This is a genomic window from Prauserella rugosa, from assembly GCF_000719975.1.
GTDB classification, from domain to species: domain Bacteria; phylum Actinomycetota; class Actinomycetes; order Mycobacteriales; family Pseudonocardiaceae; genus Prauserella; species Prauserella rugosa.
This window is the reverse complement of sequence record NZ_JOIJ01000023.1, coordinates 1-26,681: the sequence shown is the minus strand read 5'-3', so window position 1 is coordinate 26,681 and position 26,681 is coordinate 1. Positions and strand designations below refer to the sequence as shown.

General features: G+C 68.8%; 22 protein-coding genes and 1 pseudogene. 18 read left to right on the top strand and 5 right to left on the bottom strand.

What is annotated here, in order from left to right:
- The first annotated feature begins 12 nt into the window (after positions 1 to 12).
- A complete protein-coding gene (locus tag IF64_RS0122080; RefSeq protein ID WP_030534082.1) occupies positions 13 to 957 on the top strand; it encodes an NAD-dependent epimerase/dehydratase family protein in 945 nt (314 codons plus the stop codon).
- 41 nt (positions 958 to 998) lie between these two features.
- Positions 999 to 3,278, top strand: a complete 2,280-nt coding sequence (locus IF64_RS0122075; RefSeq protein WP_030534081.1) for a glycosyltransferase family 2 protein — start codon at positions 999 to 1,001, stop codon at positions 3,276 to 3,278.
- A 560-nt stretch (positions 3,279 to 3,838) separates the two neighbouring features.
- Here the strand turns inward: IF64_RS0122075 and IF64_RS0122070 are convergent.
- A complete protein-coding gene (locus IF64_RS0122070) occupies positions 3,839 to 4,384 on the bottom strand; it encodes a GtrA family protein (protein WP_246134785.1) in 546 nt (181 codons plus the stop codon).
- A 156-nt stretch (positions 4,385 to 4,540) separates the two neighbouring features.
- Between IF64_RS0122070 and IF64_RS0122065 the strand changes: the two genes are divergently transcribed.
- Positions 4,541 to 5,740 carry an NAD-dependent epimerase/dehydratase family protein gene (locus IF64_RS0122065; protein ID WP_030534079.1) on the top strand — a complete coding sequence of 400 codons (1,200 nt, stop codon included), beginning with the start codon at positions 4,541 to 4,543 and terminating at the stop codon, positions 5,738 to 5,740.
- Between the two features lie 123 nt (positions 5,741 to 5,863).
- Here IF64_RS0122065 and sepH read toward each other — a convergent pair whose 3' ends face one another.
- The gene (gene sepH / locus IF64_RS0122060) at positions 5,864 to 6,841 is read right to left on the bottom strand and encodes a septation protein SepH (RefSeq protein WP_030534078.1); all 978 of its coding nucleotides are present in this window, start codon (positions 6,839 to 6,841) and stop codon (positions 5,864 to 5,866) included.
- Positions 6,842 to 7,078: 237 nt separating this feature from the next.
- Here sepH and IF64_RS0122055 point away from each other — a divergent pair, with 237 nt between their 5' ends.
- Positions 7,079 to 8,617 (top strand): arylsulfotransferase family protein, encoded by a 1,539-nt coding sequence (locus IF64_RS0122055; protein WP_030534077.1) that lies wholly within the window; start codon positions 7,079 to 7,081, stop codon positions 8,615 to 8,617.
- Between the two features lie 84 nt (positions 8,618 to 8,701).
- Here the strand turns inward: IF64_RS0122055 and serC are convergent, their stop codons facing one another.
- Both serC and IF64_RS0122045 read right to left on the bottom strand, forming a co-directional pair.
- A complete protein-coding gene (serC, locus tag IF64_RS0122050; protein ID WP_030534076.1) occupies positions 8,702 to 9,832 on the bottom strand; it encodes a phosphoserine transaminase in 1,131 nt (376 codons plus the stop codon).
- 12 nt (positions 9,833 to 9,844) lie between these two features.
- Positions 9,845 to 11,209, bottom strand: coding sequence for a serine hydrolase domain-containing protein (locus IF64_RS0122045; RefSeq protein ID WP_030534075.1), 1,365 nt, complete (start codon positions 11,207 to 11,209; stop codon positions 9,845 to 9,847).
- Positions 11,210 to 11,301: 92 nt separating this feature from the next.
- On the opposite strand from IF64_RS0122045, the gene IF64_RS0122040 reads away from it, so the two are divergent.
- The gene (locus tag IF64_RS0122040; RefSeq protein WP_030534074.1) at positions 11,302 to 13,032 is read left to right on the top strand and encodes an SDR family oxidoreductase; all 1,731 of its coding nucleotides are present in this window, start codon (positions 11,302 to 11,304) and stop codon (positions 13,030 to 13,032) included.
- Positions 13,033 to 13,098: 66 nt separating this feature from the next.
- Here the strand turns inward: IF64_RS0122040 and IF64_RS0122035 are convergent, their stop codons facing one another.
- On the bottom strand, positions 13,099 to 14,247 hold the full coding sequence (locus IF64_RS0122035; RefSeq protein WP_030534073.1) for a citrate synthase 2: 1,149 nt from the start codon (positions 14,245 to 14,247) through the stop codon (positions 13,099 to 13,101).
- A 438-nt stretch (positions 14,248 to 14,685) separates the two neighbouring features.
- Between IF64_RS0122035 and IF64_RS0122030 the strand changes: the two genes are divergently transcribed.
- The 13 genes and pseudogenes from IF64_RS0122030 to IF64_RS0121965 all read left to right on the top strand — a co-directional run bounded on the left by IF64_RS0122030 (position 14,686) and on the right by IF64_RS0121965 (position 26,080).
- Positions 14,686 to 14,988 (top strand): urease subunit gamma, encoded by a 303-nt coding sequence (locus IF64_RS0122030; protein WP_030534072.1) that lies wholly within the window; start codon positions 14,686 to 14,688, stop codon positions 14,986 to 14,988.
- A gap of 109 nt (positions 14,989 to 15,097) precedes the next feature.
- A complete protein-coding gene (locus IF64_RS0122025; protein ID WP_030534071.1) occupies positions 15,098 to 15,394 on the top strand; it encodes an urease subunit beta in 297 nt (98 codons plus the stop codon).
- On the top strand, positions 15,391 to 17,118 hold the full coding sequence (locus tag IF64_RS0122020) for an urease subunit alpha (protein ID WP_030534070.1): 1,728 nt from the start codon (positions 15,391 to 15,393) through the stop codon (positions 17,116 to 17,118). Before IF64_RS0122025 ends, IF64_RS0122020 begins: the two co-directional genes overlap by 4 nt.
- 100 nt (positions 17,119 to 17,218) lie before the next feature.
- A complete protein-coding gene (locus IF64_RS0122015; protein ID WP_030534069.1) occupies positions 17,219 to 17,911 on the top strand; it encodes an urease accessory protein UreF in 693 nt (230 codons plus the stop codon).
- A complete protein-coding gene (ureG, locus tag IF64_RS0122010; RefSeq protein ID WP_211252637.1) occupies positions 17,901 to 18,644 on the top strand; it encodes an urease accessory protein UreG in 744 nt (247 codons plus the stop codon). The genes IF64_RS0122015 and ureG overlap by 11 nt, the downstream gene beginning before the upstream one ends.
- Positions 18,641 to 19,471, top strand: a complete 831-nt coding sequence (locus IF64_RS0122005; protein ID WP_030534067.1) for an urease accessory protein UreD — start codon at positions 18,641 to 18,643, stop codon at positions 19,469 to 19,471. Before ureG ends, IF64_RS0122005 begins: the two co-directional genes overlap by 4 nt.
- 140 nt (positions 19,472 to 19,611) lie before the next feature.
- On the top strand, positions 19,612 to 20,289 hold the full coding sequence (pdxH, locus tag IF64_RS0122000) for a pyridoxamine 5'-phosphate oxidase (RefSeq protein ID WP_030534066.1): 678 nt from the start codon (positions 19,612 to 19,614) through the stop codon (positions 20,287 to 20,289).
- A gap of 107 nt (positions 20,290 to 20,396) precedes the next feature.
- Entirely contained in the window at positions 20,397 to 20,792 is a 396-nt protein-coding gene (locus IF64_RS0121995; RefSeq protein ID WP_030534065.1) for an SdpI family protein, read from the top strand.
- A gap of 110 nt (positions 20,793 to 20,902) precedes the next feature.
- Positions 20,903 to 22,240 (top strand): MFS transporter, encoded by a 1,338-nt coding sequence (locus IF64_RS0121990; RefSeq protein ID WP_030534064.1) that lies wholly within the window; start codon positions 20,903 to 20,905, stop codon positions 22,238 to 22,240.
- A gap of 366 nt (positions 22,241 to 22,606) precedes the next feature.
- Positions 22,607 to 22,816, top strand: a pseudogene (locus IF64_RS0121985) (amino acid permease); the annotation flags it as partial.
- A gap of 86 nt (positions 22,817 to 22,902) precedes the next feature.
- Positions 22,903 to 23,379: a hypothetical protein gene (locus IF64_RS0121980; protein ID WP_030534062.1), complete on the top strand. Its 477-nt coding sequence runs from the start codon at positions 22,903 to 22,905 to the stop codon at positions 23,377 to 23,379.
- A 326-nt stretch (positions 23,380 to 23,705) separates the two neighbouring features.
- The gene (locus IF64_RS26300) at positions 23,706 to 24,548 is read left to right on the top strand and encodes a hypothetical protein (protein ID WP_051758067.1); all 843 of its coding nucleotides are present in this window, start codon (positions 23,706 to 23,708) and stop codon (positions 24,546 to 24,548) included.
- A 527-nt stretch (positions 24,549 to 25,075) separates the two neighbouring features.
- Positions 25,076 to 26,080: an AAA family ATPase gene (locus IF64_RS0121965; RefSeq protein ID WP_030534060.1), complete on the top strand. Its 1,005-nt coding sequence runs from the start codon at positions 25,076 to 25,078 to the stop codon at positions 26,078 to 26,080.
- Positions 26,081 to 26,681: the final 601 nt, after the last annotated feature.

Here is a 26,681-nt window from a genome sequence, read left to right as displayed (position 1 = left end):
ACTTTACGCCCCATGGCTTCGTCTAACGCTCACGACGTGTCCAACGTCGTCGTCACCGGTGGTAGCGGCTTCATCGGGCGCGCGGTCGTCGCGAAGTTCCGGGAGCGCGGCGCCCAGGTCACCGTCATCGACAGGGAACCGTCGCCGTACCCGGACGACGAAGGCGTCATCCATGTCCAGGGTGACCTGAAGGACGCCGCCGTGCGCGAACAGGCGATCAAGCCCGGCGTCGACGGCATCATCCACCTCGCCGCGATCACCTCGGTGCTGAAGTCGGTCGAGATGCCCGCCGAGACCTACACCGAGAACGTGAACATCACCCACGAGCTGCTCGAGCTGGCTCGGATCCACGAGGTGCCGCGGTTCATCCTCGCCTCGACGAACGCCGTGGTCGGTGACGTCGGTACGGCCACGATCACCCCGGACCTGCCGCTGGCTCCGCTCACGCCCTACGGCGCGACGAAGGCCGCCTGCGAGATGCTGATGTCCGGGTACGCGGGCGCCTACGGCGTCAAGACCACGGCGCTGCGCTTCACCAACGTCTACGGGCCCGGCATGTCGCACAAGGACAGCTTCATCCCGCGGCTCATGCGCGCCGCGCTCGCGGGTGAGGGCGTCAAGGTCTACGGCGACGGCCAGCAGAAGCGTGACCTGGTCTTCCTCGACGACATCGTCACCGGCATCACGTGCGCATGGGACACGCAGTACGTCGGCCGCGCGATCCTCGGCGGCGGCAAGTCGGTGTCGGTGCTGGACATGATCGAGGGCGTGCGTGCCGTGACCGGCGCCGAGATCCCCGTCGAGCACGTGCCCGCGCCGGGCGGTGAGATGCCCGCGGTGATCGTCGACATCTCCGGCAGCGCGGAGACCATCGGCTACAAGCCGTCCTTCGACCTCAAGGGTGGGCTGGCCGCGACCTGGGAATACTTCCAGAAGGCCGCTGCGGCCGCGGGCTGAACCGCCGAAGGCCCGGCTCGACCGAGAAGAAAGTGCACGGAGTGTCCTCCTTTCTCCGCCGTCACTGGCTCATGGTGCTGCTGCTGGCCGGAGGCATCGCCCTGCGGATCGTGGCGTGGCTGGCCTACCAGCCCGCGCTGCTGTACATCGACACGTTCCGCTACCTGGGCAACCTCACCGAGCTGCGTCCCACGGACCTGAACCCGCTCGGCTACACGCTGTTCCTGAAGGGACTGCTGGCCTTCGGCGGGTTCGCCTGGGTGCAGGCGGTGCAGCACCTCATCGGGGTGCTGATGGCGCTCGCGCTGTACCGCCTGGCACTGCGGTACACCGACCGTGGCTGGCTGGCCGCGCTGGCCGCCGCGCCGGTGCTGCTCGACGCCTACCAGCTCCAGATCGAAGCGACGCTGATGTCGGAGATCCCGTTCCAGGCGCTGCTGGTCGGGATGGTGTGGGCGCTGCTGTCCCGCGGGGAGGCGACGTGGCAGCGGTCGGCGCTGGCCGGCGCGCTGCTGGCGGCGGCGGTCCTGACGCGCACGATCGGAATGGCCATCGCGGTGCCGTTCGTGCTGTTCCTGTTGCTGGCCTACGGCGGCTGGAAGCTGTGGACCACCCGGCAGGGCAGGCGCCGCGTGCTCGGCAGGACGCTCGCGGGCGTGGCCGGGCTGGCGCTGGTGCTGTTCGGCTACATGTCGTACTACTACACACAGGCCGGTCAGTTCGGCCTGACCGGCGCGTCGAACAACGTGCTGTACGGGCGCATGGCCACCATCGCCGAATGCGACAAGCTGCCCGACGACCAGGGCCTGCGCATCATGTGCCCGGACGAACCACTCGGCGAGCGCAAGTCGGTCGACTTCTACACGCACTTCCAGTACGGCTCGGCCGACTGGCCCGAGGAGCCGTTGCCCGACGACCGGGACAAGGCGACGTTGGCCAGGCAGTTCGCCTACCGGGTGATGCTCAACCAGCCGCTCGACGTCGCGGGCGCCGTGCTCTACGACTTCGGCAAGAACTTCTCGCCGTTCAAGGAGACGTTCTACAACGACGTCCCCGTCGAGCGGTGGCAGTTCCAGACGCACTATCCGTACCACGATGTGGGGACCGAGACCCCCCAGACGTACCACGCGTGGACGCTGGCCTACGACGACCAGCTGCCCCACGCCGACCGCGACCTGGCCACATTTCTGCGGTCCTACCAGCTGAACGGTGGGTACACATGGGGGCCGCTGCTGGCCGCCTACGCCCTGTTCGGCATTCTGGGTGCGGTCGGTGTAGGAAAGGCACGCAGATCACCGCTCAGGTCGGGCGCTTTCCTGGCGACCGGCAGTGCTCTCATCATCCTGGCAGGTTCCGCCGCGTTCGAGTTCTCCTGGAGGTATCAGTTGCCTGCGCTCGTCCTGCTGCCGATCGGCGGCGTGTTGGGTCTGGCCGCGATGTTCGGAATGGGAAAGAAGCCCGCGAAGGGCGGACGTCGTCCGAAGATGGACGACTATCCCGACGACGTCGACACCGCGGCGGTCTCCGAGTTCCGCAGTCGCTACGGTGACGCGCCGTTGAGCCCCCTGGTCGTGGTCATCGCGGCCTACAACGAGGCCAAGGGCATCACCCCGGTGCTGCAGAACATGCCCACCCACTGCGGGGACATCCCGGTGTCCACCCTCGTCGTCGTGGACGGCGCCACCGACGGCACGGCCGAGGTGGCCCGCGCGGCGGGCGCCTACGTGTGCGAGGCGCCGAAGAACCGTGGACAGGGCGGTGCGCTGCGGCTCGGCTATCACCTGGCCGCCGAGTGCGGCGCCGACTGGGTGGTGACCACCGACGCCGACGGTCAGTACGACAACAACGAGCTGCCGATGCTCATGAAGCCGCTGCTCGACGGCACCGCCGACTTCGTGACCGGCTCGCGCAGGCTGGGCTCGGGCAAGTACGACAGCAGCGTCCGGTGGCTCGGGGTGCGGGTGTTCGCCTGGCTGGCCTCGATCCTCACGATGCAGAAGATCACCGACACCTCGTTCGGCTTCCGCGCCATGCCCGCCGACCTCGCCTCGTCGGTGACCCTGCGCGAGCCGCAGTACCAGGCCTCCGAGCTGCTGCTCGGTGTCATGGCCAAGGGTGCGCGAGTGCTCGAGGTGCCGATGACGATGGAGCTGCGCAACAACGGCGCCAGCAAGAAGGGCGGCAGCATCAAGTACGGCGCGAACTACTCGCGCGTGATGCTGGGTACGTGGCTGCGCGAGTACGTCTTCCGCGGCGGCAAGCGCAAGCCGTACGTGCGCAGGAGCGAGACGTCGGCGGCGGACGAGCGCAAGCTGGCCTGAGCGCCTCGCTGACGCGACGAGAGCCTGCAGGCGGCCCTCCGCCCCGTGAAGGGGTGGAGGGCCGCTCTCGTTTTTGTGAGCCATTTTCGGATCGAGTCCACATTGTGCCGGTTTGCGGGAATTCCGCCGAGAGTATTGACGCGGTATCCGAATTGCGTGGACCGTCCGCCCGTGTTAGTCGGGTGTGGATTGTCCACATTCTTCCGTGTGGCGCCGGCGTGAAAAGTGGCGAAGTCGATCTTTCTCCGGCGGAGGACGAGTGTTGCGGGTTCTGCGGTGCACCTGGAAAAGGTCACCATTTCCGCCGGCCGAATAAGGACATATCGGGTGCCGTCGGTAGGCCCTCGTACGGCGCGCGGTAGCCGAGGGGGTAGGCCGGTCTCCCGGTGAGGTGGGCACTGACCAGCGCATACGGCTCGCGAGCGACCTCGGAAGGTGGCCGGAACGCCCCCACGTAGACGTCGTCGGTGGGGCGCATACGAAGAGGGTCCGTCCACCGCGGTGGTGGACGGCCCTCTTCGAAGCCGTGGCCCGCGCCCGTGCGGGCGCGTCGGCGCAGGTTACGCGGCCGCCGAGGCCTGCGGCTGCGCCGCGCGCTCGGCGATCTTCTGCATGTTGGACCCGCTGTAGACGAAGCGGTCCAGCAGCAGGAACTTGATCAGGAACACCAGCGCGTAGCTGCTCAGGAAGGCCACGTCGAGCACGATGACGCGCACGAAGCCCTCGATGCGCAGCGGCTCGGTGATCCAGCCGGCCACGGTCGTCAACGTCATCGACGCGAGACCGCCGAGTGCGATCACGCTCAGGTACGGCAGGAGCTCCCGCTTGAAGTCGGGCTTGCCCTTGCGGTTCCACGCCCAGCGACGTGCGACGAAGTAGTTGGGGATAGCCCCCGCCACGAACGCTGCGGCGCTCGCGACCGTTGGGTTAACGTCCATCGTGAGGAGCACGATCAACGTCACCTGGCTCATACCGGTGGCCAGGCCCGAGCTCATCAGCGCGCGGACCATGCGAGCGAAGAACGTCGGCTGGTCCGGACGGTTGTCCGGGTCATCAGCCGATTCCTGCTGGTCGGCGGCGTTTTGCCCTGCGGAAACGGTCGTCACATCTACCATTGTGCCAACCGCCTTTCTCGTTCGTGCGGCGACATCCCTATTCTTTGCACGGGGTTGAGATCGACCCGTTACTAAGACAAGGTGAACCGGCTAGTTCGGGCGCAGAGCCGGGCCGCGTGGCTCAGGCGATCAGGAGGAACGAAACACATGCGAGTACTGGTTCTTGGCGGCGACGGCTTCTGCGGATGGCCGACCTCCCTGCACCTGTCCGCGCAGGGGCACGAGGTCGCCATCGTCGACAACCTCTCGCGGCGCAAGATCGACATCGAGCTCGAGGCCGAGTCGTTGACGCCGATCCGGCCGATGGGCGAGCGGCTGCGGGCGTGGAAGGAAGCCACGGGCAAGGACATCGCCTTCCACAACCTCGACGTGTCGCAGAACTACCAGCGGCTGCTGGACCTGCTCCTGGAGTTCCGGCCCGACGCGATCGTGCACTTCGCCGAGCAGCGTGCCGCGCCGTACTCGATGAAGAGCAGCTGGCACAAGCGCTACACGGTGGACAACAACCTGGGCGCGACCAACAACGTGCTGGCGGCGGTCGTCGAGAGTGGCCTGGACATCCACATCGCGCACCTCGGCACGATGGGCGTGTACGGCTACGGCACGGCGGGCATGAAGATCCCGGAGGGCTACCTCAAGGTCAAGGTCGAGGTCGGCGACGGCGAGCTGGTCGACCAGGAGATCCTGTACCCGGCCAACCCGGGCAGCATCTACCACATGACGAAGACGCAGGACCAGCTGCTCTTCTACTTCTACAACAAGAACGACAAGCTCCGGGTCACCGACCTGCACCAGGGCATCGTCTGGGGCACGCAGACCAAGGACACCCAGCTCGACGAGCGCCTCATCAACCGGTTCGACTACGACGGTGACTACGGCACCGTGCTGAACCGCTTCCTGATGCAGGCCGGTGTCGACTACCCGCTGACCGTCCACGGCACGGGCGGCCAGACGCGTGCGTTCATCCACATCCAGGACACGGTCAAGTGCATCGAGCTGGCCATCACCAACCCGCCCGCCAAGGGTGACCGGGTGCAGATCCTGAACCAGATGACGGAGACGCACCGGGTTCGCGACCTCGCTCAGATGATCGCCGACAAGACCGGCGCGAAGATCGAGAACGTCGAGAACCCGCGCAACGAGGCCGACGAGAACGAGCTGCACGTGGCCAACGACCGGTTCCTGCACCTCGGACTCAACCCGATCACCCTCGACGAGGGCCTGATGGCCGAGGTCACGGAGATCACGAAGAAGTACGCCGACCGCTGCGACACGGCGAAGATCCCGTGCGTGTCGACGTGGACGTCGGACAAGTCGGACAAGGTCGGTACCCCGTCCAACGTGTGACGGTCCGGTACTGACGACGAGTGGGCGGCTCCCGATGGGGGCCGCCCACTCCTCGTTTCGGTGGCTGCGCCCGACGGTGGGGCTGTGCTTCTCGGTGGCTGCGCCCGACGCGTGGGGCCGTGGTCAGCCGCGTTGGCTGCGCACGCCGAGCAGGACGTCCTCCCACGCCGGCACTGGTGTGTGGCCCTTGCGCTTCTTCTGGCCGGGCTGCGCGCGGTTCGGGGCGTGGCCCGCGGCCTGCTGCCCCGGTTCGCCGTGCTCCCGGTGGTCCCGGCGGTCACCGTGGTCACCGTGGTCACCGTGCTCGACGGTCTCCGGGGCCCCGGCGGCGTCCATCTCGGGTTCGTCGGCTGGCAGCGGCGCCTCGATGACGTTGCTGGCCGTGTCGTCGTGTTCGTCGGGCTCGTCGAACTCCGGGCAGTCGAACAGCACCGGTTCCTGCTCGTCGGCCGTGCCGCCGGCGGATTCGGCGGTGCGGGCGGCACGCTCACCGAGATCGGTGACGGCGCGCGGCGTGCGGAACGACGTCGGGTCGAGCAGTGACGCCGCCAGGTCGTCCAGGGCCGTCACCGTGCCACCGTGGGCGCCGGGGGTGAAGGTCCAGTGGGCGCGGTTGGACGAGCGGCCCGCCGACCAGCGCAGGCAGACGACCCACTTCGCGTCGTCACCGCGCCAGGCATCCCATTCGGCCTGGGAGAAGTCGTGGCCGCGCACGCCGAACGCGTACGCGACGACCTCGGCGAGGGTCTGCACGTCGGGGCCGTCCTCTCGCACCGGGTGCGCGTGCTGGGCGAGTTCGGCGTGTCGCGAGCGTTCGAGGAGCACGGGGTAGGCGAACCGTTCGACGCGTTCGGCGGGCACCCCGGAGGCTGCCGCGACCTGTTCGACCGATTCGCCCGCGCGGATCCGGGCCTGGATTTCGCGTGGTCGCATCTGGGCCTCCAGCTCGATCTCGATCTGGCCGAGACGGGTGATGTCTCCGCGGGCGGCCGCGCGCAGGCGTTCGTCCGCGGGCAGGAGGAAGCGCTCGCGGCGCTCGGGGTCCTCGCACACGATGGACTCCCCGTCCTCGTGTAGCCCGACCACCCGTAGCGTTCGCATTCCCGCCTCCCATGCGCGTTCACGTTGCTCGTCGTTCACGTTAGGGCGGCGCGTCGCCTTGACGTGGCAGGCGCGCCGAGTCGTGCGTACATCACGTCGGGCGACATCGAGTGGCCACGGACCCGGCGGCACGAACTTGACAAACCCGACTTTCCCCCGATCGGATGACACTGGATCAGACCAGTGGCCGCCGGCGCGTGTACAGGCGGTGGTGGGGAAGGGACAGGGACGAACACGATGAGCCGCAACGAGCTCAGCAGGCGGCGGTTCTTCAAGGGTGCAGGCGTCGCGGGCACCGTCGCGGCGGTGCCGTTGGTCAGCGGATACGTCGGGTACCGCATTCCACAGACGCGACCCGAACCGGAGGTGCTGCCGCCGCCGAAGGCCGAGGACGTCCACACCTTCTACTCCCGGCCCGATCTGCGTCCGCCGCGCCTCGACCTGGCCGACGCGGACCCGGACACCGCGCCGCCCGCGAGTCCGCGGCATCTGTTCCTCGGCGTCAAGGAGTACCAGGGCGACGGTGCCGGCCAGGTCGGCCTGCTCATCGCGAACCGCAGGGGACAGCCCGTGTGGTTCCTCCCGCGCGAGGGCGAGCAGGAGATGCCGATGGACTTCCGCACCCAGACCTACCGCGGGCAACGGGTCCTGACCACGTGGGAGGGCGTGGCACCGAGCGGATACGGCCTCGGCAAGTGCGTGATCTACAGCGCGTCCTACGAGCGCATCGCGGAGGTGAACACGGGCAACGGCGTGGCGGACGCGGACCTGCACGAGTTCCTCATCACCGACGACGACACCGCGCTGATCATGGCCTACAACCCGGTGCGCACCGACCTGAGCGCGATCGGCGGTCCGCGCGACGGCTGGGTGCTGGACGGGGTGATCCAGGAGGTCGACGTCGAGACCGGTGAGGTGCTGTTCGACTGGCGCAGCCTCGACCACGTCGACGTCGCCGAGACCAGGAAGGAGCTGGGCGAGACGGGAACGAGGGATGTGCCGTTCGACTACTTCCACCCCAACTCCATCGAGGTCGACGACGACGGCGACCTGCTCGTCTCGGCACGCAACACCTGGGCGGTCTACAAGATCTCCCGCAGCACCGGGGACGTCACGTGGCGGCTCGGCGGCACGAAATCGGACTTCGCGCTGGGCGACGGCGTCGAGTTCTTCTGGCAGCACGACGCGCGCAGACAGCCGGACGGCACGGTGTCGCTGTTCGACAACGCCGCGGCCCCACCTCAGGCACAGCGTTCGCGCGGCATGGTCCTCGAACTCGACACCGATGCGATGCGGGCCGAGCTCGTCGCCGAGTACGTGCACCCGGCGGGCCTGCTGTCGGACAACCAGGGCAGCATGCAGGTCCTCGACGACGGCCGCGTGCTCATCGGGTGGGGCAGTCAGCCGTTCACCTCGGAGTTCGACGCCGACGGCGAATGGATCACGGACTGGCGCACGCCCGAGGCGGTGCAGAGCTACCGCGCCTACCTCGACGACTGGGTCGGCAGGCCCGACGAGCGGCCCGCCCTCGCCGTGCGGCCCAACAGCGCGCGTGGCGTGCTGGCCTACGCCAGCTGGAACGGGGCCACCGAGGTCAAGCGCTGGCGCGTGCTGGCGGGCCAGCGCGCCAACGATCTGTCCGAGGTGGTCACGGTGCCGCGCGGCGGATTCGAGACCGCCATCTCGTGCGATGCGAAGGGTCCGTTCTTCGCTGTCGCCGGACTCGACCGGGACGGCAACGAACTGGGCAGGTCCGAGCCGATCCGCGGCCGCTGAGCGGAGACAGAAAGTGCCCCCGAGGGCCCTTTGGTTGCGTTCAGTGCAACCAAGGGGCCCTCGGGGGCATGTGGCCGGTGCGGCTTACTTGCCGATCCGCTCGACGACGTACTCGATGCACGCCGTCAACGCGGTGATGTCGTCCGGCTCGATGGCGGGGAACATGCCCACCCGCAGCTGGTTGCGGCCCAGCTTGCGGTACGGCTCGGTGTCGACGATGCCGTTGGCACGCAGCGCCTTGGCCACGGCGGAGGCGTCGATGGAGTCATCGAAGTCGATCGTGCCGACAACCTGCGAACGCAACGCCGGGTCGGTGACGAACGGCGTGGTGTAGGAGGTCTTCTCGGCCCACTCGTACAGGCGGCTCGAGGAGTCCTTCGTGCGCGCCGTCGTCCAGTCGAGACCGCCCGCGGAGTTCATCCAGTCGATCTGGTCGGCGAGCATCAGCAGCGTCGCCACGGCCGGAGTGTTGTACGTCTGGTCCTTGCGCGAGTTGTCGAGCGCGGTCGGCAGCGACAGGAACTCGGGGACCCAGCGGTCACCGCCGCCGAGCTCCTCGACGCGCTGCACGGCCTTGGGCGACATGAGCGCGATCCACAGGCCGCCGTCGGAGGCGAACGACTTCTGCGGGGCGAAGTAGTAGACGTCGAAGTCCTCGGCCTTCACCGGCAGGCCGCCCGCGCCGGACGTGGCGTCGATGGCCACGAGCGCGTCGTCGCTGCCCGCCGGGCGCCGCACGGGCACGGCGACACCGGTGGACGTCTCGTTGTGCGCCCAGCCGACCAGGTCGCAGCCGGACTGGTAGGCGATCTCGGGGGCGCTGCCGGGCTCGCCCTCGACGATGACGGACTTGTCCAGGAACGGAGCCTTGTCGGTGACCTTCGCGAACTTGGACGAGAACTCGCCGTAAGTGAAGTGCTGTGCCCGCTCACGGACCAGGCCGAACGCGGCCGCGTCCCAGAACGCCGTCGTGCCACCGTTGCCGAGCACGACCTCGTAGCCGTCCGGCAGGGAGAACAGGTCGGACAGCCCGGAGCGCACACGGCCCACGAGGGACTTCACCGGCTTCTGGCGGTGCGACGTGCCCAGCACGTTCGCGCCCTCCGAGGCGAGATGGGCCAGCTGTTCGGGCCGCACCTTGGAGGGACCGCACCCGAACCGGCCGTCGGAGGGCTTGAGTTCTGCAGGAATCGTCAACTCAGCGGCTTCGGTCATGACCGCAGTGTTTCACGCCCTCCAGCCTTCGGGGTCCACTCCGCCGGGTACGGGGGCCGCCGGGTCGTAGGGAGTGCGGGTGAAAACAAAGGTCGCAAGGTTGAGGTACGCCGGTGTGCCATCGCTCACGCGACCCAGGGTGAGCGTTTCTCCCGCGTAGTAACCGTCGAGGCCGAGCCACCTGTCGTCGCCGAGCGGGCGGAACCGCGACGCCCGTCCGGACCCGTCCGCGGGCACCAAGTTGAACCAGCCGTCGGCCATGGCGTGCAGGTGGTACGGCTTCGGGCCCCAGTGCCACAGTCCGGTCAGTTCCAGCATGCCCGGCTCGACGGGGGACGGCGCCCACTCGGCCGGCAGCGGCGGCTCGTGGTCGTCGGCCATCGCGATCAGATCGGCGGCCAGGCCCGCGATGGCCACGCCCGAGGTGGTGTTGGCGTAGGTGACGGCGCCCGTCTGCGTCGCCGGGTCGATCAGCGAGCAGGCGAGGAACCCCGGCATCGAGCCGGTGTGGCCCGCGAGCCGCTTGCCGCGGGCCTGCATCAACTGGAAGCCGAGGCCGTATCCGGCGGTCCAGGCGCCTGCACTGTCGTCGACGGTCGCGGCCTCCCGCATCTCCGCGACGGTCTCGGGGCTGAGCACGTCGCGGGTGCGCCCGCCCACGAAGGCGGTCCAGCTGCACAGGTCGTCGAGCGTGGACCACAGCTGTCCAGCCGGTGCCATCGCGCCCGCGTCGTGGGCGGGCTCGGGCAGGAGGACGTCGGCGAACGGATGCACCGCGTACCCCGTGGCGTGCGGGAGCCCGCCCTCGCCAGGCGAGGCGGTGGTGTGGCGCATGTCGAGCGGTTCGAGGATCTCCTCGCGCACCACGTCGAGCCAGTGGGCGCCGCGGATGCGGGCGACGAGCTCGCCGAGGACGCCGTAGCCGACGTTGGAGTAGTGGAAAAGGCGCCCAGGGCGGTGCTTGGTCTCACCGGGCGTGAGGCTGGCCGACAGATCGTTCCAGTCGCCTCCCTGGCTGCGTTCCCACCACGCGCCGGGCGACTCCGACGTCAGGCCGCTCGTGTGCGACAACAGCCAGGCGATCGTGGTGCCCGAGCCGAAGCTCGTGCCGGGGACGTGCTTGTCGAGCGGGTCGTTCAGGTCGAGCCTGCCCTCGTCGCGCAGGCGCAGAACGGCGGCCGCGACGATCGACTTGGTGATCGATCCGATGCGATACTGCGTGCCGCGGTGCGGGCGTGCTCCGTCGACCGTGCCGCGCGAACCCCACCAGACGATCTCACCGTCGCGGACGACGGCCGCGGCCAGCGACGGTGCACGTCCCGCGACCTGTTCGGTGGCGATCCTGCGGTTCAGCACGAGCTCGGTGGTAGGCAGCATGCCGAAGATCGTAGACAGGCGGTGGGGCGTCGGCCTTTACCTGCGTCACGAAAGGTCCGGTTCCGGCGCCGGTCCGGACTAGGGTGCTCGGCATGGCGATGCAGCGAGTGCGGGTCGACGACGGCGTCGAACTCGCGGTACGCGTGTACGAACCGTCCGAGCACCCCGGCCGCGAGGCGGGCGATCCGGTACCGACGCTCGTGTGCGTCCACGGCTACCCGGACAACGCATCGTTGTGGGACGGCGTGGTCGCCGAGCTCGCGGGCCGCTTCCGGCTCGTGACCTACGACGTCCGCGGTGCGGGTGCCTCCGGCAAACCCCGGGAACGCGAGGCCTACGTGCTCGACCGCCTCGCCGCCGACCTGGCCGCGGTGATCGACGCCGTCAGCCCGGACCGGCCGGTGCACCTGCTCGCCCACGACTGGGGCTCCATCCAGACGTGGCACGCGGTGACGGGCGAGCGTCTCCGTGGCCGCGTCGCCTCGTTCACGTCCGTGTCGGGCCCGTGCCTCGACCACGCCGGGCAGTGGTTCCGCGACGGCCTGCGCTCACCGTCGCGGTGGCGCGAGCTGGCCCGCCAGGCGATGCACTCGACCTACATCGGGTTCTTCCAGCTTCCGCTCCTGCCGGAGTTGGCGATCCGCACCGGGCTGCTCGCCCGCATCGTGCGCGGCACCGACCCGGCCGAGCCGGCGCCGTCGGTGTCGGACGCCGAGCACGGACTGAACCTCTACCGGGCCAACATCTTCCGCAGGCTGAGCGCGCCGGGTGAGCGCCGCGCCGACGTGCCCGTGCAGGTGCTCGCGCCGACCGGCGACGCCTACGTGACGCCGCCCATGCAGACCGCCGTCGAACGATGGGCACCGGATCTTCGCGTGCGCCGCATCACGGGAGGGCACTGGGTTCCCCGTGCCGCGCCGGAACGCATCGCCCGCGCGGCCGCCGAACTCGTCGACCACGTGGAGGGCGGTAGGCAGGCGCGCTCGCTGCGGCGTGCCCGCGTCAGTCCGGCGCCGGCCGGGCGGTTCGCGGGCAGGTTGGCGCTCGTCACGGGGGCTGCGAGCGGCATCGGCAGGGCCACGGCGCTGGCCTTCGCCGCCGAGGGTGCGGACGTGGTGCTCGCCGACGTGGCCCCGGTGGACGGGGTCGCCGACGAGGTGCGTGCTCGTGGCGGTGCGGCCTATCCGTACCCCGTGGACGTCGCCGACGCCGAGGCGATGGCCGAGTTCGCCGCGCAGGTGGCCGCCGAAGTCGGGGTCGCCGACATCGTCGTCAACAACGCGGGCGTCGGGGTCGCGGGGTCCTTTCTGGACACCTCGCTGGAGGACTGGCAGCACGCCGTCGACGTCAACCTGTGGGGCGTGATCCACGGCAGCAGGCTGTTCGGCAGGCAGTTGGCCGAGCTCGGCGAGGGCGGGCACATCGTGAACGTCGCCTCGATGGCGGCCTACCTGCCCAGCGCGATGCTGCCCGCGTACTCGACGACGAAGGCGGCGGTGCTGCACCTGACCGAGTGCCTCCGTGCCGAGCTGGCCGCCCACGGTGTCGGCGTGAGCGCGGTCTGCCCCGGAATCGTGCGGACCGCGATCGCCGCGACCACGACGTTCTCGGGCGCCGACGAGTCCGAACAGGACAGCAGGCGCCTGCGTGGCGACCGCCTGTTCGCACGCCGCAACTTCGCACCGGAGAAGGTCGCGGCCGACATCCTGCGCGCGGTCGAGAAGGACCGGCCCGTGGTGCGGCCGACGGTCGAGGCGAAGGTCGCCGGAGTGGCGGCCCGGTTCACCCCGTCCCTGCTCCGAGCCGCCTCCCGCCGCGTCTGACATGCGCCCGAGGGCCCTTTAGTTGCGTTCAACGCGACCATGGGGCCCTCGGGGGGCAGGGAACCCTCAGACGAGGGGGGTGAGGGTGGACCAGCCTGCGACCTCCTGCGGGTCGCGGGGGCCCGGGCCGACGTACTTCGCCGACGGGCGCACGAGCCGTCCGGTGCGCTTCTGCTCCAGGATGTGGGCTGCCCACCCCGCGGTCCGTGCCGAGGTGAACATCGCGGGCATCATCGACGGCGGCACCTGCGCGAAGTCCAGGATGACCGCGGCCCAGAACTCGACGTTCGTCTCGATCGGACGGTCGGGCCTGCGTTCCCGCAGCTCGGCGAGTGCGGCCTGCTCGAGCGCGGAGGCGACCTCGTACCGCTCGGCACCGAGTTCCTGACACGTGCGGCGCAGCACGCGAGCGCGCGGGTCCTCGGCGCGGTACACGCGGTGGCCGAAGCCCATCAGCCGCTCCTTGCGGTCGAGCAGGCCCTTCACATAGGCGCGTGCGTCACCGGTGCGCTCGACCTCCTCCAGCATCGGCAGCACGCGGGCGGGTGCGCCGCCGTGCAGCGGGCCGGACATGGCGCCCATGGCGCCGGACAGCGCGGCTGCGACGTCGGCGCCGGTCGAGGCGATGACGCGCGCGGTGAAGGTGGAGGCGTTCAGTCCGTGTTCGGCGGCCGAGGCCCAGTAGGCGTCGATGGCCTTGACGTGTGCCGGGTCGGGATCGCCGCGCCAGCGGATCATGAACCGTTCCGGAATGGTGCGTCCCTCGTCCACACGCGACTGCGGCACCGCGGGCAGACCGGTGCCGCGCGCCGACTGGGCGATGTAGGACAGTGCCGTCACCGACGCGGAGGCCAGCTGGTCGCGGGCCTCGTCGTCGGAGATGTCGAGCAGTGGGGCGAAACCCCAGATGGGCGCCAGCATCGCCACGGCCGCCTGCGCGTCGACGCGGACGTCGCCGGTGTGGACCGGAACGGGGAACGGCTCGGCGGGCGGGAGACCACGTTCGAACCCGCCGTCCACCAGCAGGCCCCACACGTCTCCGAAGCTGACCTTGCCTGCGAGGTCCTCGATGTCCACGCCGCGGTAGCGCAGCGAGCCACCGTCCTTGTCCGGTTCGGCGATCTCGGTGCGGAAGGCGACGACACCTTCGAGTCCGGGGACGAATCCGTCCGAGTCGTCGGCCGGGGTGTTGGGGGAAGTGGGTGCGGCGGTCACGTCAAGCTGCCTTTCGACGGGGCTCTTCGGGTGCGGTCGAGCCTGCTGATCGTGTTCGGCGGTGCAGATTCGGTGGTGGAGATTGGGTGGTGGAGATCCGGCGGTGTGGATTCGGCGGTGCGGTTTCGTCGATTCGGGTGCGCGGTTCGTGCGTGGCGATTCGGGTGTGGTGATTCAGGTGTGGTGATTCAGGTGTGGTGCGCGCTGGTCGCCCTGGTGCGGACGGCGACACGAGTGCTGCGGGCCACACCCGGCTTATTGCGGAAGACTCTCCTCCACGCGCGCCCGCGTATCAATCGAAGAAACCGGTGGTTTCGGTCACGATCACGGGAACGATTCAGTGCGAAACCTGTCGTTGACGAAAGATCCACGCAATATCGGTGTTACGGCTACGTTGCCTGCCGGGCCGGAGCCCGAAACCGGTGATAGACACGGTTCATGCACCTGAGTCCGCAGGAACGGGACAAGCTTCTCGTCCACGTCGCCGCCGATGTCGCTCGCCGCAGACTGGAGCGCGGGCTGCGGCTGAACCATCCCGAAGCGGTCGCGCTCATCACCGATCACGTGGTGGAGGGGGCGCGGGACGGCAGGACCGTCAGTGAGCTGATGTCGTCGGGCCGTGAGGTGCTGTCGCGGGCGCAGGTGCTCGACGGCGTCCCCGAGATGCTCGATTCGGTGCAGGTGGAGGCCACCTTTCCCGACGGCACCAAGCTCGTCACCGTTCACAACCCGGTCGTATGAGGACTGGAGTGCCGGTGCGGGCGGAACCTCGGGCGGCGGTGCAGGTTGCGTTGGCGGTCGCAGCGGCGGCTCGCCTTGATCGGGTGGCCGGTTCGGAAGGGATGCGGTGATGAGGCCTGGTGAGATCGTTCCGGCAGGCGAGCCGGTGGTGCTGAATCCCGGGCGGGAGCGCACGACGCTGCGCGTGCGTAACACCGGGGATCGGCCCGTGCAGGTGGGTTCGCACTTCGAGTTCGCCCAGGTGAACAGCGCACTCGAGTTCGAGAGGGCGGCGGCGGAGGGCAAGCGGCTCGACATCGCCGCCGGCACCGCCGTCCGCTTCGAACCCGGCGTCGACCGCGAGGTCGACCTGGTGCCGTTGGCCGGTGCGCGCACGGTTCCCGGACTTCAACGGAGGTCGATGTGACGGAGCTGAGCCGGGAGCGGTACGCGGAGCTGTTCGGCCCGACGGTGGGTGACCGGGTGCGGCTGGCCGACACCGATCTGCTGATCGAGATCACCGAGGACCGCAGCATGGGCGCGGCGGGCGCGGGCGACGAGGTGATGTTCGGCGGCGGGAAGGTGATCCGCGAGTCGATGGGGCAGGCCGCGGTCACGCGTGCCGAGGGGGCGCCGGACCTGATCATCACGGGCGCGGTGATCCTCGACCACTGGGGTGTCGTGAAGGCCGACGTCGGGGTGCGCGACGGGCGGATCGTCGGCATCGGCAAGGCGGGCAACCCGGACACGATGGACGGTGTCGACCCCGCGCTCGTCATCGGACCGTCCACGGAGGTCATCGCCGGTAACGGACGGATCCTCACGGCGGGCGGCATCGACTGCCACGTCCACTTCATCTGTCCACAGTTGACCGACACGGCCTTGGCCTCCGGTGTGACGACCCTGATCGGCGGTGGCACCGGCCCTGCCGAGGGCAGCAAGGCCACCACGGTCACACCGGGTGCGTGGAATCTGGGCCGCATGTTGCAGGCGATGGACGACCAGCCGGTGAACGTGCTGCTGCTGGGCAAGGGCAACACCGTGCGGGCCGAGGCGCTGCGGGAACAACTCGCCGCGGGTGCGGCCGGGTTCAAGCTGCACGAGGACTGGGGGACGACGCCCGCGGCGATCGATGCGTGCCTGTCGGTGGCGGACGAGTCGGGTGTGCAGGTGGCGATCCACACCGACACGCTCAACGAGGCGGGTTTCGTCGAGTCCACGATCGACGCGATCGGCGGCAGGTCGATCAACGCCTACCACACGGAGGGCGCCGGTGGCGGGCACGCGCCGGACATCATCACGGTGGCGGGGTTGCCGAACGTGCTGCCGTCGTCGACGAATCCGACCCGTCCGCACACCGTGAACACGGTCGACGAACACCTCGACATGTTGATCGTCTGCCACCACCTCAACCCGTCGGTGCCGGAGGATCTGGCGTTCGCCGAGAGCCGGATCAGGCCGAGCACGATCGCGGCCGAGGACGTGCTGCACGACGTGGGTGCGATCTCGATGATCGGCTCGGATTCGCAGGCGATGGGCCGGGTCGGTGAGGTGGTGATCCGCACGTGGCAGACGGCGCACGTGATGAAGCGGCGCCGCGGTGCGATGCCGGGTGAGGCCGCGCACGCCGACGCCGACAATCTGCGGGCGCGTCGTTACGTCGCGAAGTACACGATCAACCCGGCGATCGCCCACGGCCTCGAAGGGCAGATCGGGTCGGTGGAGGTCGGCAAGCTGGCGGATCTGGTGCTGTGGGAGCCGAGGTTCTTCGGTGTCCGCCCGCACGCGGTGCTCAAGGGCGGGTTCATCGCGTGGGCGCAGATGGGCGATGCGAACGCCTCGATCCCCACTCCGCAGCCGTACCACGCGCGGCCGATGTACGGAGCGTCCGGCGCGGTGGCCGCGGAGTCGAGCCTGCACTTCGTGGCCGAGTCCGCGGATGCCGATCTGGCCGACCGCTGGCGGTTGCGGCGCACGCTGGTCCCCGTCTCGTCCACGCGCGCGGTCACGAAGGCCGACATGGTGCTCAACGACGCGACGCCCGACATCCGGGTCGACCCGGACAGTTTCGCGGTGCGCGTGGACGGTGACCTGGTCGAACCGGAACCGGTCGGCGAACTGCCCATGGCCCAGCGGTACTTCCTGTTCTGATGGGGTGCGTTTGGTTGGGTCGGCTACGTGCTCCGATGTGGATTTCCGCGGGGTGTGGCTATCCGGTGTGGACACATCCGTCCGTTGTGGATGGACTGTCGTGAGGGCGGGTGCGGTCTCGCTGATCCTCGCCGACTCACGGTTTCCCGGCGGTGGTCACGTGCATTCGGGCGGCCTCGAGGAGGCGGTCGAACGTGGGGTCGTAGGCAGGGTCGAGGACCTGCCGTCGTTCCTGGTCGGCAGGTTGCGCAGCGCGGGGGAGCTGGCTGCGGTGTTCGCCGCGGCGTCGGCGCACGCGGCACGGCGTGGAGTCGCGGGTGGACACTGGGCGGTGCTCGACGCCGAACTCGACGCGCGCACGCCGTCTGCGGCGCAGCGGGAAGCCTCCCGCGCACAGGGCAGGGGGACCGCGCGTGCGGCGAGGGCCGCCTGGCCGTCGCCGGTGCTGCGCGCACTGCTCGCCGCAACCCCGCGTCCGCACCATCCGGTGATCCTCGGGGCCATCACCGGCGTGGGCGGCGGCCTGCCCCTCGATGCCGCGGCTGCGGCGGCGTACCTCGCGGTCAGCGGGCCCGCCAGCGCCGCGGTGCGCCTGCTCGGTCTCGATCCCCTCGCGGTCAACGGTGTCGTCGCCGGGCTGGCCGGCCAGCTCGACGACGTCGCCGCGCGCGCCGCGACGTGTGCGGGCACGGACCCGCGTCAGCTGCCCGCTCCCGGTGCCCCGGCGCTCGACCTGTTCGCCGAGGCCCATCTGCGGCATCACAAGGAAGAGGTGCGTCTCTTTGCCAGTTGAACACGACCACACCCACGGTCACGAGCACAGCAACAGCCACGGTCACGGGCACGGGCACGTGCATCCGGTCAACTTCGATCCGACGGCCGCCGAGCCGGACCCGTTCGACGCGGCGCCGGAGGCCGGGCGTGCCTACCGCATCGGCATCGGTGGCCCGGTCGGCAGCGGCAAGACGGCGTTGACGGCGGCCCTGTGCCGCGCGCTGGGCGGGGAGTTGAACCTGGCCGTCGTCACCAACGACATCTACACCACCGAGGACGCCGACTTCCTGCGCAAGGCCGGCGTGCTCGATCCGGAGCGCATCGAGGCGGTGCAGACCGGTGCGTGCCCGCACACGGCGATCCGGGACGACATCACCGCCAACCTCGACGCGGTCGACGAGCTCGAGGCGCGATTCCCCGGGCTGGACCTGGTGATCATCGAGAGCGGCGGCGACAACCTCACCGCCGTGTTCAGCCGGGGTCTGGTCGATGCCCAGGTGTTCGTGGTGGACGTCGCGGGTGGCGACAAGGTGCCGCGCAAGGGCGGTCCCGGTGTGACGACGGCCGACCTGCTGGTGATCAACAAGATCGACATCGCCCACCTCGTGGGCGCGGACATGGACGTGATGACCTCCGACGCGCACCGGATGCGCGGGAAGCTGCCCGTGATCACGCAGTCCCTCGTGGACACTCCCGACGCGCCCGCGGTCGCCGACTGGGTGCGTTCGCTGCTTCCGGTCGGGGCGGTGTGAGGGCCACCGCGCGACTCACGGCCGAGTTCGACGGAGTCACCGGCAGGACGGTGCTGAGGCAGCTGCGGTCGATGGCGCCGTTGACGCTGTTCCCCCGCGCGCAGGCGGGCTCTGGGGTGGGCGCGGGAGTGGGCACGGGGGCGCAGGTCCACCTGGTGAACTCGGCGACGGCTCCGCTCGGCGGCGACGATCTGGTGCTGCACGTCCGCGTGGGTGAGGGGGCGAGCCTGCGGCTCTCGGGGGTCGCGGCGACGTTGGCCCTGCCCGGTCAGAGCGGCGGCGAGAGCGCGATGGCCGTGCACGTGGAGGTGGCCGACGGCGGGCGGTTCGAGTACCTGCCCGAACCGACCGTCGTGACGGCGCGGGCCCGCCACCACGCACGCCTCACGGTGGACCTCGATGGCGACGCGCGCCTGCGCACGCGGGAGGTGCTGGTGCTCGGCCGCGAGGGCGAGCGGCCCGGCACGCTGACGACGGCGACCCACGTCGTGCGGGCCGGGATGCCGATGTTGCGGCAGGAACTGACGGTCGGTGAGGAGCAGCTCGACCGCAGTCCGGCGTATCTGGCGGGCAGGCGGGTACTCGGTACCGAGATCGTGGCCGGACCGCAGGACGAGTCCGTGGACGGCGGTGTCGACCCGGCCGACCGCGCCGTTGCCGACCGCGCCGTTGCCGGGGCTGCGGGGGCGCTGTCGGGGCAGTGGTGGTCGGTGACGCCGCTGCCTGCGGGCGGGGCGTTGGCGACCGTGCTCGGCGTGGACGCCGTCACGGCGGAGCGGGACCTCGCGCGGGCCGTCGAGGCGTGGCTGGGCCGGTCTCGGGCGTGACGGCCTGCCCATCGGCGCGGGCCGGACGGGTGATCGCGTGGCGGTGGTCACGGATGTGGAGGTTTCGCGCGGTGTCGGGGAACCTCTAACGTCGCTGGGACGGTGCGACGAAGCCACGTTGCGTTTCGCGGGAGGTTGGCATGGCTGAGCTGGACGACGGCAGCGGTGCGGGTGCGGCGGTGCGGTTGCCGGACATGCGGGTGTCGTACGAGGCGGAGACGCTGGACGAGGACTCGCTCGCGCCGACGTGGCACGAACAGCTGCAGGCCTGGCTCGACGTCGCGATCGAGGCCGGGTTGCCCGAGCCCAACGCGATGGTGCTGGCCACGGCCGACGCCGACGGGATGCCCTCGTCGCGGACGGTGCTGTGCAAGGGCCTGGACGCCCGCGGGATCGTGTTCTACACGAACTACACGTCGGCCAAGAGCCACGATCTGACCTCGACGCGGTTCGCCTCGGTGACCTTCCCCTGGTATCCGCTGCAGCGTCAGGTGACGGTGCGCGGCGAGGTGGAGAAGGTCAGCGCCGAGGAGACGGCCGAGTACTGGCGCGGACGGCCCCGCGGGTCGCAGCTGGGGGCGTGGGCCTCGCCGCAGTCGACGAGGGTCGGCAGCAGGGAGGCCCTCGACAACCATCTGGCGGCGGTCGAGCGCAGGTTCGCCGACGTCGAGGAGATCCCCGTGCCTCCGCACTGGGGCGGCTGGCGGGTGCGCCCGGTGACGGCCGAGTTCTGGCAGGGCCGCAAGGATCGCCTGCACGACCGGTTGCGCTACGTCCGCACCGACGACGACTGGCGCATCGACCGCATCGCCCCCTGACCGGCGGATTCTCCCCGGTAGTGCTCCCGAGGGCCCCATAGTTGCGTTGAACGCGACCAAAGGGCCCTTGGGAGTTTCTGACCCGGTCGGCGTGGGCGGATGGCACGATGATCGGCATGGAGGCGCTGGCTGCGATCGTCGTGGCCACCGTGAGCCTGGCCGGGTGCGGCGCGTTACTGCAGTACACGACGAGGGCAGCAGGCCGGGGCGCGTTGCCGCACAACGGGGCCGTCGGTATCCGCACGCGTGCGACCCAGGCATCGGACGAGGCGTGGCGTGCGGCGCACGAGGCCGCGTTGCCCGCGATGTTGCGGGCGGCGCAGATCAGCTACGTCCTGGCTGCGTTCTCGGTGTTCGTCGCGGTGGCGTTCGCGATCGGTGGTCTGCCGGTGGAGTGGGCGCTCGTGCCGCTCGGCATCGGCTTCGTCGCGCAGCTGTCGTACTGCCTGCAGGGCGTGCGGGTCGCCAATCGCGCGGCCCGGGCCGTCACCGACGACCCGTGAGGGCCTTGTTGACCAGCGGTTCTCGGGCTGCCGGCGTCCGTGTGACTCCGTCGTGGCTCCGTCGCGGCTCCGTCGCGGCGAAATAGTTAGCTGTCGTAAGCTTATCGGTTGTGAGTGATCGGACCGAGCGAAGCCCGCGGGGAAAGCGCACGTTGCTCGGCTCGATCGTCATCGACGGCAGGCCGCTGCGGATCGCCGCGTTCCGCAGGTTGTGGCTGTCGTCTCTGGTCACCGCGATCGGTAGTCAGCTCACGGCCGTCGCGGTGCCGAAGCAGGTCTTCGACATCACCGGCTCGTCGGCCTACGTCGGACTGACCGGCGCCTTCGCACTCGTCCCGCTGTTGATCTTCGGTATCTGGGGTGGTGCGATCGCCGACACGGTCGATCGCCGCAAGCTGCTGTTCGTCACCAACACGGGGATCGCCGTCACCGCCTGTCTGCTGTGGGCGCAGGCCTTCTTCGACGTCGGCTCGGTATGGGTCGTGCTCACGTTGCTGGCGGTCAACCAGGCGTTCTTCGCGGTGAACATGCCGACGCGCAACGCGGTCGTCGCGCGGCTCGTACCGACGGAGCTGCTGCCGTCGGCCTCGGCGCTGACGGGCACGATGACGACGTTCGGCGCGGTGTTCGGACCACTCGGTGCGGGCGCGATGTTGCCGATCGTCGGCCTGCCGACGCTGTACCTGGTCGATTCGGTGGCGTTGCTCGTCGTGGTGTGGGCGGTGTGGCGGCTGCCCGCGTTGCCGCCGCTCGACGGGCAGGTCCGCAGGGCAGGCGTGCGCGACATTGTCGACGGTTTCCGCTACCTGGGCACGCAGAAGATCCTGCTGGCCTCGTTCGTGGTCGACATCATCGCGATGGTCGCGGGCATGCCGCGGGCGCTCTTTCCCGAGATGGCGGAGCGGACGTTCGGCGACCCCGCGGGCGGCGGGTTGGCGCTGGGTTGGTTGTACGCGGCCATTCCGCTGGGTGCGATGGTGCTGTCGTTGACGTCCGGATGGGTGAGCCGGGTCAGCAGGCACGGTGCCGCGGTGGCCGTGGCGATCGGCGTGTGGGGGTTGGCGGTCGCTGCGTTCGGTGTCACGTCGACGTTGTGGTTGTCGATCGTTTTCCTCGCGGTCGCCGGTGCCGCCGACATGGCGAGTGCGATCTTCCGGATGGCGATCCTGCAGACCGCCGCGACCGACGAGATGCGTGGCCGGACGCAGGGTGTGTTCACGGTCGTCGTCGCGGGTGGACCGCGGGTGGCGGACGTGACGCACGGCTGGGCCGCCGCAGGCGTGGGCACCGCAGCCGCCGCGTCCGGCGGTGGTGTGCTGGTGATCGTGGGCGTGGTGATCGCGATGGTGCTGATCCCGGCGTTCTGGCGGTACCGCGCCCCGGTCGCCAAGGACGACGAGGCTCCGGACGCGCAGGACCGCCGGTCCGCCGAGGATCGAAGCGGGTAACGGTCTCTTTCGAGGGAGGATGGCGGTTTCCGAACGGTTCCCGCCGGGGGTCGTGCGCGTCAGTGCAAGCCGTGGTTTCAGCGCGAGTCGCGGAGTCAGCACGAGTCAGCGCATGTCCGGGAGTCAGCGCGAGTTGGGGAGCCCCGGAAAGCTGGGGGAGTCCGGAAAAATCGGGGGAGTCCGGACGAGCCCGGGTGCGGAATCGAACGAACGTCACCGCTCGTGCACCAGGGGGTCCCCCTTTTCTTCACATTACCGCCTCGGTCCGACAATGTGGGGATTCGTCGATTAGGCGGATAAAACGGATGAATCGGATAACCTCCGCCATGTGTTTCCGCGTTCGGCCGTGTACGGCACACTCCCCGCATGACCGAGACAGCCCCGGCCGAGCAGCTTCCCGGACAGCCCCCGCTCAAACGCGTCCTCGGCTCCAAACTGCTTCTGTTCTTCGTCGTCGGCGACATCGTCGGAACGGGTGTCTACGCGCTCACCGGACAGGTCGCGGGCCGGGTCGGCGGTGCATTGTGGCTGCCGTTCCTGCTCGCGTTCGTCGTCGCGTTCATGACGGCGTTCAGCTAGTAGGGCCTGACGAAGTCTACAAAGATTGACGAGCCGCCCATCCGGGTACTTCGTCGTCCCTTTGAGCCCCCAAGGAGCCAGCCATGAAGACCCTCATCAACCAGCCGTGCTGGGTTGTTGCCTTCGCAGACCAAGGACACCTGTACGTGTCGCGTAGTCCGCTGCTGCGAGATGACGACCCGTGGTTAGCGCCGGTGTGGGACTACGTCGACAAGACCGGTGCGGCCTTGACGTCCAGGCGGACCGAAAAGTCGGATCGCTTCATGTTCGGTGAGGTAGTTCGGTCCGAGTACGTTGTTAAGAAATCCCTCCAACGTTCCTTCAGGACGCCTACAGACCTCGCCGCAGAAGCCCTGACCGTCGCGACGTACGCCGAAGTGGTCGCCAACGGCCTTAGTGACGGCTCGGACGAAGGGCGCCAGTACCGGAGTCTTGCGGAGGCCCGCCGAAGGGCCGTCGTCGAATCGAGCTATCCGCTGCCGGAAGAGATCTTGAACGGCGCCGATGCCGAGGCGTTCGAACGGATCTCGTCCGATGATCCGGAAGCGGCCAACGCCTGAGACGGACCGGACCGAGGCGGGGCTACGGCCCCGCCTTCGGCCTATGAATACCCCCGCTGGGGCCGTGCTGCCCTTGTTCGATTCGTGTTCGAACACTCACGCCCGGCTGCCTGAGCCGCGCCGCAGTGTGTGTATGGGGCCGCTTCCCGCGCTCGTGTGGAGTGCTTACCGCGCGTTCTCCTCCATCGAGGACTTCGAGAAGGGGATCACGGACCTTCGTCAGGCGATTGCGGATTCAGTCGACTGAGGTCCTCAGTCGGCAGTGGGAGTAGATGCGGACGACGCCACGGCGTCGCCGCTTGGCGTCAATCACGGGAGCGGAAGTCATGACAACCACCACAGCCACCCTCACGGTGGCGGAGGCCGACCAACTGGCCGATCTCGAAGCCGTGATCGCTCAGGGCCTCCAGACGTTCGTTCGGGTTGGCCAGGCGTTGTTGACCATCCGAGACAACCGGTTGTACCGGAAGACCCACGAGACTTTCGAAGAGTACTGCCGGGAACGTTGGGAGATGACCAAGGACTCCGCCAACCGGGTTATCCGGGCCGCCGAGGTGGTGGAGGTAATGAGTCCAATTGGACTCACTCCGGCCACCGAATCCCAAGCCCGCGAACTGGCGCCCCTGAAGGACGACCCGGACGCCATGCGGGCCGTCTGGGAGACCGCTAACGAGCGGACCGACGGCAAGCCGACGGCTAAGGTCATCCGGGAATGCCGGGAGGAGTTGACGGCCGAACCGGAGATCTTGGACGCCGAGGTGGTCGACGACGACGTTCCCGATCACTGGGAGCCGCCACAAGATCCCGATGAGCGTCGACGGTTTCGGATGGCGAAAGTTCACCAACAGATCGCCATAATCGAGAAGGCTTTAGATCAGATTCCCGGGATCCTGATGGATAAGTCGATCGACGGCGGAGACGTCCGGGAGTTTAACGAAGAGGTTAGATCGATGTTAGACCTGATGATCAAGAAAGCAGGAGGAGCGAAGGAGTTCACCTTCGAGGAGCAACAGGAAAGCGCCAGCCGAGTGCTGGCTAACGACATCCGGTTGTGGCTGAATCACCTTCAGACCGAGCCCGAAATGGATGACCTGTCAGACCGAGAGAAGTGGCACGTGATCGAAGGGCTTCGTGAAACGGCCGACGCATTGGAAGGACAGCTCAAGTGACCTTGGGCCCTTGGCGTCACGGCTCGCACTTATCCGTGCTGAACCTCTACGCCGACGAGCCCGGCTGGGTCCGCCTGTGGCAGCGCGGTAGTGACCTGTGGCTGAACCGGTCCGCCCTGTTGGCGCCGGAAGACATCTGGGAGTTCCGTACCGTACGTACCGTGCTGGCGTACTGGGAGTTAACCCGGAATTCCTACAGCCTGGAGATGCACGCCGGATACCCACGGCGGCCACGTCGTCCGGGAGCACTTCACGGTGCACCGCAGGCGGTCGCGGCCGGACCTGTTGTGCGCCATGACCCCGTAATGGCCCGGAGTAGCCCGCTGACGGGCTTCCGCCCGTCGCGGGTACGCAGGAACGACCCAATAACCCCGGGCGCTTACAGACGATTTGAGGCGCCTTATTTCTGGCCAACTATAGCTCATTCTGGAAAACATCTAACTTCCGAAACCGACCGGAGATGCCATTGAAAGGAGCGGTCCACTGATAGCCACGAGAGAGCGCGTCCACCGACAGGAGATCAAGCAGTGACCCAGGAATGGATTTCGATCAAAGAAGCTTACGAGCGGTCGCTAGCTGAGCCCGAATGGGTCTTTCCCAACACCATCGCGGGGTCGGTAACGATGATCTACGGCCGGTCCAACTCCGGCAAGTCCTATCTTGTCGGTGAGATGCTGCTTGCGTTGCTGGCCGAAGGTCGGAAGTTCCTCGGCCTGGAGCCTGTCGACGTAGACAAGGCCTGGAGGCCAGCCGTCCTGACGACGGACCCGGGTGCCCTGATGGAGTACGGCAAGCGGGTGTTTCCGCTGCTGCCGCCTGACGCGCCGCTCTTCCTGCGGCAGATCGGGCGGACTGCCCACGAGGACCGGATAACGGCGCTGGCGGATGAGATCATCGCCAACGGCTACAACTTTGTTGTAGTGGACAACCTGATGGGCATCACCGGCGACACGAACGACGTTACGGCCATGACCACGGTCTTTGACGGGCTCACAAAGCTCACCACAGTGGGAATTCCCGTTGTCGTGCTGCACCACGAGTCTGAGAAGGGCTTTACTGTGCCAGGGGCGCCGCCCATGGGGGCCTCGGAGTCGGTGCAGAAGTCCCGGGCATGGATTCAGGTACGCCAAACCCGGCGACGCGGACTTCGGGGCGGCAACGTCGCCCTTGTGGTCCAGTCGAACCAGCTTGACCGACCCGAGGAGATCGTGGCCGAACCTGGGCCGGGTCCGAACTACCGCGTACTCAAGCGCGGACCATGGGTGGCGCGGGAAGACAAGCCCGAAACCGAGGACAAACCGAAGCAGAACCGGGCCGACGCCACTAAGAACAAGAACGCCAGGGCGGCCGACTGGCTCGTCGCTAACGGGCAAGGTCTGGGCGTGAACGCGGCGGCCAAAGAGCTGGCCAAACAGTTCGGGGACTCTGACGCCACATGGCGTGACAAGCTCGTCTCAAACGGCGCGGTGGCCCAGATCGTCGCCCGCGCCGGTGAGGCTACGTCTACGGTCTGGAAGCTGCGCGACGCGTAGTCGGTGGTGGTAGTAGTAGTAGTAGTGGCCCCCTAAAGGTAGTTCGTACCTCACTACCTACCACCCCCACTGTAAGCGCCGGACGCCTATGGGCGGGACGAGACGCCCGGTAGGACGCCGAGAGCCGTACCGGAAGCGTCGCCACCGCCGCGAAAGCGGTGGCGCCGATAAACGGCGTAATGCGTCTCTAGTAGACCTACATGGCCGGGCGCCCGTCCGACGGGTGACGCTATAGGCGTCTTAGTTGCAGACTCGCGGGGCAAGCCCCGCGTATACGCCACTAAGGCTGCCTAGGGACGCCGGTAGGACACACCGTATATGCGTCGCCAGGAAGTAGCCGAGCCCCGCTTCGCGGCGGGGCTCGACGTACGACGACGGAAAGGCGGCTACATGCGCCCTAGGGCCGCCAGGCAAGGCGCACCCGCCGGATCGGCCCCGCCGCGCAGCGGGGCCGTTAGCGGCGCGTCAGAGGCGGCGTCGTGGCGCCCAAGGGGGCAACCCTTAGTACTCCAGCCGTAGATCGTGATGGTCATGGTTCTCTGGTGGATTGTTGCTGGTAGTGGGCCTGCCGGGCTCGGTATTGATGCTGTCTGCGCCAGGC